The following is a 13824-nucleotide window of genomic DNA, read 5'->3' on the forward strand; positions in this document are numbered from 1 at the left end:
CATCGGCGCCGGGGCCATCATGCTCGCGGGCGTCGCCAGTGCGTCAGGCTGCCACGTCATTCAGTGGCACAACAGCGTCGGTATTCGGCCGCCCACAGCGAGCGACGAAATTGCCCACGATGGGCTGTTCGGAATACAGCTCGCGCAACCTCCGCAGGCAGGATACGAAGTGAGCTCCGGAGGTGAGCACATCGTCGAACAGATAGATGATGTTGGGCGCGGCTTTCTCGCGCTCGTGGGCATCGAAGGAAAGGGACTCGTAGATTCTCTGCGGGGACGGACGTTGGGCCGACGTGTGACTGGCTGGAATGCTGCCGTCCGACACCAGCAGGTCGCGGATGTCGAGGTCAATCTTCGTGATCGCGCGGATACCCTGCAGCATCCTCGACATTCGATCGTCATGCAGTGGGTCGCCTGCCCGCTTGGAAGGAGGAACCGGGATGAGAACCGCGCCACGCTCATGGAGCAACTGCCACTTCCATAGTCCGGCGAATGCCTGGCTGGTTCGGTCGATCGCCGCCTGTTTGCGCCACCAGTCATCTTTTCCCCGCCTATCCATGGGCTTCTTGAAGTTGGCGATCAGCTGATTCGTCTCGGAAAAATTCCACTTCCGGCCGCCTGTGTGTTCCCAAGGGGTGTACTCACCCCAGAAATAGCAGCGATGGTCCGGTTCCAAAAAATAATGCTGTGGCCGCTCGACGTCACCGACTTGCTGAAGGCGCTTTTGCATTTACTCAAACGCCCCCACAAGGTCGCTGAACTCGCGAACACGGATCGCGCCCTGGCTTTCAAGTCGCGCAGGCCAGCGGATATCAGGATTGCGGAAGTTGTTGTCCAGAATAAACAGCTTGCGTCCTTGTTCGAGCGCCGCTTTGGCTTGAATTAGCGTTCCGGACGTTTCGGCAGCTTCGACGATGACAGTACCCTGTGTGAGCGCCGACATGGTCTTGTTCCGCTCTGGAAAAAACCCCCGGTTCCAGCGATAGTCCTGCCGCGCATATCGCAATACCGGCACTTGGCTCACGAGGAGGAACCTGCGCGCGATTTCCTCCTGCAACTTCTCGTTCTCGCGCGGGTACACCTGCGAAATTGGAGTGCCGATCACCGCGATCGTCTCGCCGCCGCTGTCGATGGCGGTGCGATGCGCAACCGTGTCTACGCCCTTGGCCAAGCCGGACACGATGGTGAATCCGTTTTCGACGAGGAGCTTCACCAAGCGTTTGGTGCGGTTGATTCCCTCCGGAGTGACGGCGCGCGTTCCGACGACGGCGATCCGTTTCGGGGATTCGGCCAGCTCCCAGGCGCCGCGGTAATACAAGACGTCGATTGGGTCGGCGGCATCGCGTAGCGGCTCGGGATACTCGTGAGCCCCGTGGACACGGACGCCGACGTCGCGCAAGCCCTTCTTCTCGAACTCCGCGAGGACTTCGCGGGCCGCGCTCAAAGCCTCGGCCTCGCCCACAAGGTCCGAGGGCAGAGCGTCAGGCTGCCGTTGAAACAGCTCAGCGATCCGCTTCACCGTGGCGTCGGGCTGCAACCATAGGTGCTCGTACGCACCCATCTCCAAGCCGGCGTCCACCGGCTTCCCATGGAGAAAGTTAGCAACATGAATGTTCACGCGGGCCTCGCAGGCGACACGGATTGGCCGGCGAATCCTACAGGGAAGCATGTGGCGCAGTCCGATACTGTACATAATACCAGTTCAATCATGTGATCCATGTCGCTATGCAAACCCCGCGCGTTCTGACACCATGTAACAAGAAGATTACAGGCGGGAAAGTGGCAAAGAAGTTGGCAGTCGGTCTGTTCCGGTGGGGATTGCTCAAGGGCGTGTCGTGACGGGATCGACCCTTGAATCCCTGGACGCACGACTGCACGCGCACTTCGGCGCGCTTGCCTCACTGAAGGGCGAGGCCGGCCATCCGGTTTTCGCACTCGAGCACGGGCTCGAACCGATCGAGCTCGAGAAGCTGCAGTGCGGACTGGAAGAACATGCGCAGGTGCAGCTGACGTCGCGCTTCTGGCTGTCCTGGGTCGTGCACGCCGCGGAACACGGATATACCTTCGAGGGACTTGAATTCTGGCCCTCGTTCGCCGCCAAGACGCCGGCTTGGGACAACTACAACCGGGTGCGCGACCTGCTGCGTTCCTGGTTCGTCAAGTTCAAGGCAACGTTCCGCGGCGCCCGGCCGAATGGACGTTGGGCCGCGAACTACAGGTACATCGCGTGGCCCATCACCCATGCATTGCTTCCCTCGGATCTGCAGTTCCGGTTGGCCGAATCGATGTATCAGATGCGATTCCGCCTCGGCGCCACCCGTGCGCTGACGCCCGCCAATGTGGGAAACCTGGTTGCCGCTCACACGCACCACGGCTCCGACCGGTACTGGAATTTCCTCGCGCAGAAGGAGCTGGTCGGTCGCATCGTGCTTGGATTGCTGCACTCCGATCCGGATGATCAGGATGCCATCTATCCGCCGACGCTTAGACGGATCATCCAGGACTTCAGTCGCACGGTTCTTGCGCGCGAGATGCTCGAAGACACGCGCCGTCATTACGAGTACGCGTGCTACCGTGTTCATGGCTCGTCGGGCTTGTCGGGCCCGTTCAGGTTGGTGCCGCCGGGCGAGGACGATCGCGAGGGAAAGACGCCCGAGACAGAAAAGGTTCTGGTCCGCTCCAATGTGATCCTCGAGCGCGACGGCGCCGGGCGCTGGGCCGCCAGCCTGCAACTGCCGTCGTTTCAGGCGCTCAGCAACCGGCATGGCGATTTCGCGCGACACCTTGCGCAGTGCATGGTCAGCATCCCCTGCCACGGAGAGGCCTGGTTTCCCGCGCGGGTTCTGGTGACGGCGCGGCGCGAGCGCTCGCTGCAGCGGTGGCCTGACGACCGGGAGCCGTTACTGCGTTTTAGTGAAGCGCTTCAGGGTTTCGACAACCTGATTGCCGAGGAGTGCAGGCTGGCATCCGGGCCTTGCTGGGTGTTTCGGATCCTCGCCGATGGCGGCCGGGCGCAGCTGGCGGCTCTACGCGCCGTGCACCCGGGCGAGCGCTACTTGGTGCTCGCGCGCGACCCGGCGTTCCTCGCAGGCGTCGCGACCCCTGTCCAAGTGAATTGCACGCACATCCACGGATTCACCCTCGATGTGCCCATAGCGCCGTCTGACGATTTGCGTGCGGAGCTCGACGAGGCTGGCATTGCCGTCAGCCGCGGCATTCGCGTCGAGCCGCTGGGCATTCTGCCGCGCCAGTGGGACGGCGAAAGCGAGGGGGAGTGGCTAACGTCGGAGACACCCAGCTTCATCGCCAGCGTGAACCATGACTGTACGGCCTTCGAGGTGGCCTTGAACGGCGGCATCGCGGCGACACTTGCGCCCGACCAAGGGCAGCATCGTGTAATGTTCACGCTGCCCAGGCTCGCACCCGGCAGCCACACACTTTCCATCGTCGCGCGACGCAACGGATTCCTCGGCTCGCCTTCCGTAGGAAGGGCAAGGCTGCGTCTCACGGTTCGTGAACCCTCAACATGGATTCCGGGGCAGCTTTGCCACCCGGCGATGGTCGTGAATGTTTCGCCACTCGCGCCAACTTTGGACGATTTGGTCGACGGACTGTTGGAGATTCAAGTCGAGGGCGACCCGGCCCGCACGGCGAGCTTCGCGTTGGTGCTGCTCGACGCCGCGGGAGCGCAGAGTTCGCGTCAGGAGCTGTTCACGCACGCGCTTCCGGTCAGGCACGAGGACTGGAGCCGGGGCTGGGAAGCCGCCGCGCGCAGGGAGCGGGACGACTATTTGTACCTCACCGCTTGCGGCGGCTACATCGAGGTCAGCGGAGAGGATCTTGGCATCTTCCGCATTCCACTGCGGCGCGAGCTCCATCCGCTGCGCTGGGCGATTCGACGCGGCAAGAGCCGGTCCGAATTGCGCCTGATCGATGACGGGGAGGAAGGCGCGACCACCGTCAGCACGTTCCAGTTCGCGACACCGGCCCGCGAGGACGAACAACCCATGGACCGATTCTTGGCCGGTACGGAAGCCAGCGACCTCGGTGGCCTGTATGTGGCTCGGTCGGGCAGCATCGAGCAGGGCGTGGTGGTGGCACCCGCGCAGCTTGGACGCGGTTTCGAAGCGCTGGGTAGCCCTGTCGATATGGCCGCACTGGCCGCGGTGCACAACCTGTCCGCACTGTGCCTGGCCCACCGCCGGTGGTCGAGCGCCGAGCCTGCGGGGTTCGCGGCTCGGCTGCGCCGGGACCACTCACTGCTGGAGTTGCACCACCAGATGCTTGCCGTCGCGTGCGGTGCCGGTTGGATGCGAATCGAGGATCTGTTGACGAGCGTCAATGCACCTGCGCCCGACTGGGATCGTGTCGAAGCCGCCGTGACCATTTGGAACGCACAACTCCTGAATTTCTCCATCAGCCTGGGGCATCGGTGGCGCGCGGCGGGCACGCCGTGGAATGTGGACCAGGCTCGCTTGCTGCACGCGGACGTGGCGGACAGTTTCGGCTGGAGTGACGCCCGCGCGATAAATCAGGCGTGGACCTTGGCGATGGCCCCGCGCGAGCTCGCCGCGTCCGCGCCGATTGCACTGGCAAGCCGGCTGTCCGATCGCGAGGCGATCTTGGTACGGGCCGCGCGCTATCTGCACCTGCGTCTCGTGGACGAAAGCAAAGCATGACCGTCGTTGCGATGCGTGCTGACGCCTCCTCCATCCTGGCCGAATTGGCGTCAGACCTGGGTGTCACCCCCGTTGAGGGATCGGATGGGCGGCTTGAGCTAGTGGCGGCCGTGATGCGCCGCCTGGCGGGCGTACTGTGTCCATGTCCGCGTGCGGCTCTGAAGCTGGCGGTGTTGAAATCACTCGACCGCCTGGTTCAGTGGACGGACGAACTCGAGTGGCGCACCGAGGCCGCTATCGAGGGAGCACTGGTGGGCGGCGACCTCCTCGAGCTAGCCAACGTGGTCATCGCCGAAGAGCACGAGCAACCGACCTGGCTGTATTGCGCACCGCCCGGCTTTGTACGCGGTCCCGGGGCGCGCCTGTACATCCTCGGCATCCCGCCCGATGGCGCGCTGTTCCTTCCCACCGGCGTGCGTGAACGCCTACGCCACCAGGGAAGCGCGCGCTTCGTGGACGAACAACTCAACGAGGGGCTGGCCGAAACGCTCACGTCGCTCGGCCTGCGCGAGATAAAGCCCGACGTGTGGCGCCATGCGCGCCGTCCGGAAATTGCCGCGAATCACATTGCCACGTTGCGACGCAAGCTGGAACGCGAGGGCGCGACCGGAACGATTGCCGAACTGCGCGTGCTGCGCCCAGCCTCCACGCCGGGCACCGCGTACACGAGCCGCTGGATGGCGCCCGACAAGGGCAGCGGGCTGCGCGTCGGCCGCTTCGCGGGTGGCTTCGGCAATCGGATCTGGTGCCTCGTCGAGCTCGAGCAGGGCGAGGTGAAACGGTATTTGCGGCTGCCGTTGCGCGACAGCGCGCTGGCCCCGAGCGACGCGGCTTGGCTCGCCCAACTGGCGCTGGACGCGTTCGCCGGCCAACCTGGCACCTATCGATGCGCGCCGCGCGACGATGGTGTCGTCATCATCTGCTCGTTTCCTCTCCCGCGCTTCGCACGACGCCGCTTCGAATACATCGACGGTGGCACCACCGCTCTCGCGCCGTATGCCTTCTGGGTGCCGGACGCGCAACGCATCGCGGAGGAGGCCTTTCTGCGCGAGCAGTTGTGGCTCATGCCCGCGCAACCATGATCGAAGGAAGAATCCATGCCCGCCCATAGGACCATTCACGCTGCGGCCGACGAACTGCGAGCCGCCCTGACGGAATACATCGAGGCCCAGTACCACATCGCCGACATGGGCCTCATCCGGCAACGACAGGACCTGTTACTGGACGTGGGCGTCGTCCACCAAACGCCCTATCTGGAGTCCACCCCCCGATACGAGACTGGCGAGCGATTCGCGCAGATCGAAGGTCTGCATCCTGCGGCACGAGAGGTGTTCGAGCTACTGGCCCAGCCCAACGCCGAGGGCAAGCCCCTGTTCTACGACCCGCCCTACCTCCACCAGGCAGATGCGGCGCGTCGCGCACTCGCCTCCCCTTGGCGCAACCTCGTCATCACGACCGGCACCGGATCCGGCAAGACAGAGTCTTTCCTAATGCCGGTGATGGGCAAGCTGGCGCGCGAGGCGCAAGGCCGCCCCGAAGCATTCGCGCGGACCAGTGGAATGCGGGCGATGATTCTCTACCCCATGAACGCGCTGGTGAACGACCAGCTCACCCGACTGCGCCACATCGTCGCCGATCCTCGCCTCGTCGCGCTGTTCAAGCAATGGTGCGGCCGGCCGCCGCGCTTTGCGCGCTATACCAGCCGCACGCCGTATGCGGGTCTGCGGGACAAAGGCAAGGACCAGCGTCGGCTGAAGCCGATCCGGGACTTCTACATCGACGCCCTCCAGAATGCGCGAGGCGACGATCCCAAGAAGAGTGCCCAAGCAGCCAAGCTGATCCAGGATCTCAAAAAGCGCGGCAAATGGCCAGCCAAGCCGGATTTGGAAGCCTGGTTCGAAGGCCCCTCTCGATTCTGGCAGAACCGCGACACCGGCGAGTTCCAGCGAGCTGTCACGCTGCCGGACGACTCCGAACTGCTGACGCGACATGAGGCCCAGGCCTGGGCGCCGGACCTCATGGTGACCAACTACTCAATGCTCGAGTACATGATGATGCGGCCGCTCGAACGATCCATTTTCGAGCAGACGAAGGCCTGGCTTGCCGCCAATCCGAGCGAAAGTTTCTTGCTAATCCTGGATGAAGCCCACCTGTATCGCGGAGCTGGCGGGGCCGAAGTCGGCCTGCTGCTGCGCCGGTTGCGCGACCGGTTGGACATCCCGCCGGAGCGCCTGCAGGTGGTCTGCGCCACGGCCAGCTTCGGCGACCTTGACTACGCACCCCAGTTCGCGTCCGAGCTGACCGGCGTGCCCGCGGACACGTTCGACGTCATCAAAGGAAAGTTGAAACTGAAGGACGGTGCCGCGACCGGCGATGCGGCTGCGGCCGAGCTGCTGGCCGGTCTCGCAATGCAGGACTTCCACAGCGAACGTCACGAAGACCGCCAGCGCGCCGTCGCACCTTTGCTGCGACATCTCGGCGTCACACAGGACGCCGATGTCGCGAAGAACCTGCATGCGGCACTCAACCCATACCCGCCGTTGTCGTTGTTGGTGAACGAAACTATGCGCCAGTCGCGTCCGGTCGGGTCGCTGGGCGCGATGGTCTTCCCCGGCGTGGACCGCGATGTTGGCGACATGGCTGTGACGAATCTCGCTTCGCTCGCAACCTTCGCGCGTCTCAAAACGGACGAGCCGAGTTTGCTGCCCTGCCGCGTGCACAACTTCTTCCGTGGATTGCGCGGCCTCTGGGTCTGTATGAATCCCGATTGCACGGAGATCGACGCCACGCAACGCGGCGTGGCGGGGAAGCTGTACAGCCAGCCGATGACCCAGTGCGCCTGCGGCTCACGCGTGCTGGAGTTGTATACCTGCCGACAATGCGGAACTGCGTATGGTCGCGGTTACTGCGAGAACCCCGAATCGCCCACCTTGGTCTGGAACGAACCGGGAGCGAGGTTGCGCGGGCCGATCGGTACCGTCGATGAGCTGCTGGCCCTCGACATGCTGTTAACGCCGCCGGCGCAGTCCGCTGCCGCCGAAGAGGCGATCTACGACCTGCCGACCGGCCGGATCAACGCGCCGCGGCCTGTCGGTCCCACGAGATCCGTGTACCTGCGTCCGAATCGTCGCCCGCAGCCTGTCGCCGCCGGCGCCCCGCCTCCTGCGCAGACGGAACAACCCGGTGCGTTTGATGAGTGTCCGGTCTGTGACCGGGAGAGCTGGCAGGGGCTGTCGCCCGTTCAGGACCACGAAACCAAGGGCGACCAGCCGTTCCAAGTGTTGCTGACGCGGCAACTGCAAATCCAGCCAGAGAACGCGGAGCCCGCCACAGTATTCGCACCGCTGCGAGGTCGCAAGGTGCTCGCGTTTTCCGATTCCCGCCAAGTCGCCGCGCGCCTCGCGCCGAACCTGCAAACATACTCCGCACGAGACTCGTTGCGTCCGCTGATCATGCGCGGCTGGCAAAGGCTGTTGCGCATACCGGGCCTCTCGCTGCGGTTGGACGACCTCTACACCGCCGTGCTGATCGCCGCGGCGGAACTTCGAGTGCGAATTAAGCCGGAACTCGCGTCCGGCGAGTCCTTCGTGCAGTTGGGGCGTATCACGGCGAAGATCGACCGACTGCTCGCGTCGGATGCCGACCTGATGACCGAGTGCTATGAACTGCGGGGCGAGCGCGCGCCTGAAACACTGCTGGCCGATATCCTGAGCACCTTGCGCAACGGCCTGCTCGGGCTGGAGCCGTTGGCGCTGGCCTCGTTGGCCGAGCGCCAGGACCTGACCGCGGCCGTACACGAGCTGCCGGACTTTCCCGGCCTTGCAACCACACCGCAAGAGAAGGTCGAACTGGTGCGCGCCTGGATGCGCGAGTGGACGACCGCGGGCTTCAACATATCGGCGAAGATGAGCCTGACGAAGTGGTACCAGTCGCACCCCGACAAGAACGCGGTGATCGACAGCCGGACCGGCGAGTTCGCCCGCGGATTCGGCAAGCGACTGGGCTCGACGCAAAACAAGAAATTCTTCAAGACCAAGTGGCTACCCACGCTGCTAGAAGTGTTCTGCGACGACATGGGCAGCGGCAAGCACGTGATGAATGGCAGTAAGCTGACCCTGGCCCTCGACGGACGTTGGGTGCGCTGCGGCGATTGCAAGTCGGTGCACCGACCCGTATCGACCATTCGCGAGTGCCTGGACTGCGGCCATTCCGCGACCGCGCCATTGGACCCGACGACGGATCCGGTGTTTCTCGCGCGCAAAGGACATTTCCGCAAGGCAGTGCTCGCGGCCCTCGGAGACAACCCAGAACCGCCGATTTCGATCATCGCCGCCGAGCACACGGCCCAACTGAACACGGCGCAGGCGCAGGACGTTTTCTCAAAAGCGGAGGAGAACGAACTGCTGTTTCAGGACGTCGAGCTGCCGGAGGAAGACAAGCGCATGCCGCGCTCGGCCATCGACGTGTTGTCCAGCACCACGACGATGGAAGTAGGCATCGATATCGGCCAGCTCGCCGGCGTCGCCCTGCGCAACATGCCCCCGGCGCGAGCGAACTACCAGCAGCGCGCCGGGCGTGCCGGTCGCCGTGGCAGCGCGATCGCCACCGTCGTCGCGTACGGCGGATCCGACACCCACGACGAACACTTCTTCTCCAAGCCGGCCGACATGATCACCGGCCAGGTAGTCGATCCCACGCTGAACCTCGAGAACCCGGACATTGCCTGCCGGCACATCCGCGCGTTCCTGCTGCAAAGCTACCACCAGGCCAAACTGCCAGTCGTGTCCGGCACTCACGACCAAGACCTGTTCTCCGTGCTGGGAAAGGTGGAGGAATTCCAGAAGCCGCTGAGCGTGCTGAGCCGCGCGGACCTGGAGCGCTGGCTCAACGCCAACCGCGCGGGCCTGCGCGCGCGCATCGAAAAGTGGATCCCAAAGGAGCTGTCCGACAAGGATCGCAATGAGCTGCTCGATGGCTTCGTGGCGGACTGCCTGAGCGCGATCGACATGGCGCTCTACCAGGTCGGCGACGCCGCGACGCCGCCGCCACCGCTGGATGACGAGACGCAATACCTCGAGGTCCAGGCGGAGGCTGGTGAGTCCCGTCCCGTCCAAGGCGCGCCCCGGGGATCCTTGTTGGACCGTCTGCTCTATTGCGGCGTGCTGCCGCGCTACGCGTTTCCTACCGACGTCGCCACCTTCCACGTCTTCAACCGCGAAGCGTCGACCGATTTCCGGCCCGAGATGGCCTTCACGCCCTCGCAGGGATTGACCGTCGCCCTGAGCCAGTACGCCCCAGGCAAGCAGGTCTGGATCGCGGGCAAGTGCTACACGTCCGGTGCGATCTACTCGCAGTCGTTCAAGGAAATGCGAAAGATGTGGGACACCCGGCGCCTGCATGTGGAATGCCGCGCCTGCGGCTACGCTTTCACAGAGATCCCAGGGCAGAACCTGCGCTATGGCGAGGTGCGACAGTGCCCGGCTTGTACCACACCGGCCTCGCTGGGGCCGGCGCGTTACTGGATCAGACCTGTCGGTTTCGCGCATCCGGTCGACGTGCCGGAAGTCACCTCGCCCGAGGAGTTGCCCGATACCGCCTATGCGACCCGCGCCAAGCTCACCATGGACAGCCCGCCCGGCAACGAGACCACGCACCTGTCGCCTCGCATTCGCTACGTCACCCGGCGTCACCGCCTGCTCGTGTCCAACACGGGACCCAAGCGGGTGGGCTATTCCTACTGCACCAAATGCGGCCGCATCGAGGCCAGTTCCAAGCTGCATGGCACGCTTGGCGGCCGGCACCAGAAACCTTTCCCGGACAAGACGCATCGCTATTGCCCGGGCGGCGCCACCGAAGACGAAGTGATCCTTGGCACCGACTTCATCACCGACGTTGCGCTCTTCACGTTCCGCCTGCCTCCAGAGATCAGGCTGCTGCCCACCGCCTCACTGACGCACATCGTCTTGCGCACGCTGTGTGAAAGCCTGTCCCGTGCTGCCACCGAACTGCTCGGGATCGAGTCGGGTGAAGTCCTGGCGGAATACCGGCCGGCCTTGACGACCGATGGCACCGTGGGGCTGGAGGCGGAGATATTTCTCTACGACACGTTGTCCGGCGGCGCTGGGTACGCCACTGCGGCGGCGGCCAAGGGCATATCGCTGTTCGAGGAGGCGTTGGCGCAAATGCGGGGTTGCAAGGGGAATTGCGACAGCTCGTGCTACCGCTGCCTGCGCGACTTCCGCAACCGCATCGACCATGGCGCGATCGATCGGCATATCGGCATCGCCTTTCTGGAGTACCTGCTGAGCGGTTCCGTGCAGCCGTTCAACGACCGGCGTCTGCAACTGGCGGGAGAACTCCTGCGCGCCGATGTGCAGCGGCATGGGTTGGCGGGTTTCCAGCTCGCGGGGCCCATGCACTTCGCTTGCGAGGACGGACGGGTCGTGTCGGCGCCCCTTGTGGCCACCGACGGTGCCGGTACCGAGTACATCGTCGGCATCCGGAATCCGCTGGTGGAGGAACAAGGCCGCAGCGAGGAAATTACGCTGGCACCCGACGGAAGGCGGGCGATATTGATCGAGCCCAGCGAACTGCTGGTCCAGAAGAACCTGCCGAACGCGACCGCCTACGTGGTCGCCGAGCTTACGCGGGGGCAATCCGCGCCCTAGTGGGCACGTATTTGCATCAGCGTCTGCTCGATCAGCTCCACGGCATTGCCCTGGTTCCAAGCCGGGAAACGTTCCGCGCGGGGTTGCGCCCAGCGCTCGCGCCAATAGCTGCCGAAGTCCTTCGGCGCGAGCCGCAGCGGCTTGCCGAATCCGCCGCCCGCCATGCCGGTTTCCAGATCGTCGACGAGCCGAAAGAGAAAGACCTCGCGCTTGACGCCGTGCTGCAGCAGCGAGCCGGACAGGCCCAGTTTCTGCAAAACATTGGTGATGTTTTGCCAGCGCACCTTCGGCCCAGCGCCGAATCCACCATGGTTGTAGTCACCGGTCATCTCCAGGAAAGCGCGGATCTGGCCATAGAGATGCTCCAGATGCAGCGTACCGTAGCCCAGCGTGTAGCCAATGGGCTCGGCAAGCACACGATCGCCATGGCGCAACCGGTTGTACATCGAGCTGCGGCCGAAGGCGCTTGTGGTCGTCACAGCCGCAAGCGGTTGCCGGATGTCCTGGTCCAGCATCACGGTCCGCTTGGCTGCGTATTGACGCCAATACGCCTGACGCACGGGGTCGGTGGCGATCATGCCGGCGCACAATTTGCCTCCCAGAAGGAATGAGTACGGCGGCACCGCCCCCACCGCATAGGCGTCCATGGTGCAGTTCACCGAGTTGAGCTTGAGCTTCTCCGGGTAAGCAAACAGTTGGTCGCGGCAACTGAGATCGGCCGGCGGCGACTGCAGGCCGATGATGCCGATTACTGCACCGTGGTGGTCATCCCATACGACGAAGCGCAGGCGCCGGCCGTAGCCCTTGTTGTACGGCATTGACCAGAGCGCGCGCACGACCATGAACATTTCAGACCATTCGTTGTCGTCTGTGGCCAGGCGGAGCACGGGTTTGATGTTGGCGGGGTTGATGTCCGTCCCCAGCCTGAAGCTGCGCCGGTGCTTGGCGAACAGCCGTTTCACGCGACGTGCGTCGACGCCCGGCTCCATATGCTTGGCCTGTCCGTGCAGCGCCCTCACATAATCCTTGTCCTGGTTCGCCATCGCCAGTTCAAATGACGAACATGCCTGCTCGATCGAGTCCCGCAAAGCGTCCCCCGCAGCCTTGATCTGGCGAGGCATGTAAATGACCCTGCCATTCGGCTTGGGTTGGGATCTGGATTTCTTATGGGGGGTGGTAGACACGATATTGGGATGCTTTACCCGTATTGTGGCTGTTCATGTGCGAATCCCCCAAGGTAGGGCAGCGAGCCCTGTCGCATCGATGCCCGACCGATCCGAGGACTGCACCTTCGCGTGGGATAGTTCGCCAATGAAGATCCTTCTGGATACCAATGTCTGGCGCTACATCGTCGATACGGGTGCCTTGCCCCGCCTGCAGCAGGCCGCACGTAAATCGCGCCATAAAGTCGTAGTCGCGCCGGCCGTGGTCTACGAAGCCTTGCGAACCGGGGACAGATCTGTGCGAACCGCCCTAGTCCGCGCGCTGGCGCTGCCGGACTGGACGCGCCTCATGCCCGAGGCTTATTCGGAGGCGATGGAGGTCCGGGACGAGGTGTTCCGCGTGCGACCTCAATGGCAGCGGGCGCCCGCCGACACGACACTGCAGCGCCGACTTCAATTCGACTGGAAACGTTCGCGAAACGGTTTCTGGCACCGAGTTGTGCACGCGATGGACCGCGAGGCTTCCAACGTGGCACAGACTAACCTGCTCGACTTGGCGCGGGCGGACACGCGGAAAATCCGGGAGGATGCCAAGCAGCTTCCTCGAAGCATGCAGGACTTCAAACTTACAGAACTTCGTGCCCAACCGCTCGGCCCGATGCAGGGATGGGATGGAGATTGGCTCGACATGTGGCGCATCCAGGCGTTGGCCTGTTGGCTTACTGCCTTAGCGGACGCGCACCATCCTTATGAACAGTGGATTGGCGGCGAGGTCATCATGAACTTTTTGGGCGTTCAGTCGTCGGACCTGGTCAAGTTCTGGTTTTACGACGTGTCCACCGAGCGCATGCCACGGCAATGGTTGCGCACCGCCATCGGGTTCCAGCAACGTTTTCACAAGGTCACCGACGGCACCCCCGCGGACGCACAGCTTGGCACATACTTGGTCGAGGTGGACCTGCTGCTGTCCGCTGACAAGAATTTGGTGCGGATCGCGCAGCGATGCCACCGTGAAGCGCCCTTTCCCGTCGCTGACGCTCAACTGGTTCCAGCGAATGACGCGCTGGAGGCCGTCCTGACTGCGCTGCGAACCGGCACCGTCGCACAGCGCGGCTGACTTGATAGCGATCCGGACGTGATGGCCCTCTGCTCTACGCAAACCGGAGCCGTGCCGGCACCGTCTCAAAAGTCCGGGCTCGGCAACTGCCTCGTAGAAAAAGTCCGACTTCAAACAGACCTTCTCGATGTGCTTCACGAAGGACAAGCGAGGTGCTTCAAGCGGCCGACCATAATCGTCAGCAGCAGTCCGCAGTT

General features: G+C 63.9%; 7 protein-coding genes. 4 read left to right on the plus strand and 3 right to left on the minus strand.

The features are described from left to right. Positions 1 to 43: 43 nt before the first annotated feature. Positions 44 to 730 (minus strand): hypothetical protein, encoded by a 687-nt coding sequence (locus tag ACAM55_RS14545; RefSeq protein ID WP_369652238.1) that lies wholly within the window; start codon positions 728 to 730, stop codon positions 44 to 46. Continuing rightward, the gene (locus tag ACAM55_RS14550; protein WP_369652239.1) at positions 731 to 1618 is read right to left on the minus strand and encodes a DNA-processing protein DprA; all 888 of its coding nucleotides are present in this window, start codon (positions 1616 to 1618) and stop codon (positions 731 to 733) included. Positions 1619 to 1835: 217 nt separating this feature from the next. Here ACAM55_RS14550 and ACAM55_RS14555 point away from each other — a divergent pair, with 217 nt between their 5' ends. From ACAM55_RS14555 to ACAM55_RS14565, 3 genes are read left to right on the plus strand one after another with little or no spacing between them, the layout of a single operon-like run. After that, positions 1836 to 4679, plus strand: coding sequence for a hypothetical protein (locus tag ACAM55_RS14555; protein ID WP_369652240.1), 2844 nt, complete (start codon positions 1836 to 1838; stop codon positions 4677 to 4679). Further along, positions 4676 to 5761, plus strand: coding sequence for a hypothetical protein (locus tag ACAM55_RS14560; RefSeq protein WP_369652241.1), 1086 nt, complete (start codon positions 4676 to 4678; stop codon positions 5759 to 5761). Before ACAM55_RS14555 ends, ACAM55_RS14560 begins: the two co-directional genes overlap by 4 nt. A 15-nt stretch (positions 5762 to 5776) precedes the next feature. Continuing rightward, positions 5777 to 11347 carry a DEAD/DEAH box helicase gene (locus tag ACAM55_RS14565; protein WP_369652242.1) on the plus strand — a complete coding sequence of 1857 codons (5571 nt, stop codon included), beginning with the start codon at positions 5777 to 5779 and terminating at the stop codon, positions 11345 to 11347. On the opposite strand, the gene ACAM55_RS14570 is transcribed toward ACAM55_RS14565, so the two are convergent. Continuing rightward, the gene (locus ACAM55_RS14570; protein ID WP_369652243.1) at positions 11344 to 12468 is read right to left on the minus strand and encodes a Druantia anti-phage system protein DruA; all 1125 of its coding nucleotides are present in this window, start codon (positions 12466 to 12468) and stop codon (positions 11344 to 11346) included. The two genes, ACAM55_RS14565 and ACAM55_RS14570, sit on opposite strands and share 4 nt — an antisense overlap. Positions 12469 to 12658: 190 nt before the next feature. Between ACAM55_RS14570 and ACAM55_RS14575 the strand changes: the two genes are divergently transcribed. After that, entirely contained in the window at positions 12659 to 13627 is a 969-nt protein-coding gene (locus ACAM55_RS14575) for a hypothetical protein (protein WP_369652244.1), read from the plus strand. Positions 13628 to 13824 lie beyond the last annotated feature (197 nt).

The organism is Variovorax sp. V213, assembly GCF_041154455.1.
Lineage (GTDB): Bacteria > Pseudomonadota > Gammaproteobacteria > Burkholderiales > Burkholderiaceae_C > Variovorax.

Excerpts from the sequence above, each read along its gene's own strand:
- ACAM55_RS14570 (WP_369652243.1), bottom strand. The coding sequence starts at position 12,468 with ATGCCTCGCCAGATCAAGGCTGCGGGGGACGCTTTGCGGGACTCGATC.
- ACAM55_RS14560 (WP_369652241.1), top strand. The coding sequence starts at position 4,676 with ATGACCGTCGTTGCGATGCGTGCTGACGCCTCCTCCATCCTGGCCGAA.
- ACAM55_RS14545 (WP_369652238.1), bottom strand. The coding sequence starts at position 730 with ATGCAAAAGCGCCTTCAGCAAGTCGGTGACGTCGAGCGGCCACAGCAT.
- ACAM55_RS14565 (WP_369652242.1), top strand. The coding sequence starts at position 5,777 with ATGCCCGCCCATAGGACCATTCACGCTGCGGCCGACGAACTGCGAGCC.
- ACAM55_RS14575 (WP_369652244.1), top strand. The coding sequence starts at position 12,659 with ATGAAGATCCTTCTGGATACCAATGTCTGGCGCTACATCGTCGATACG.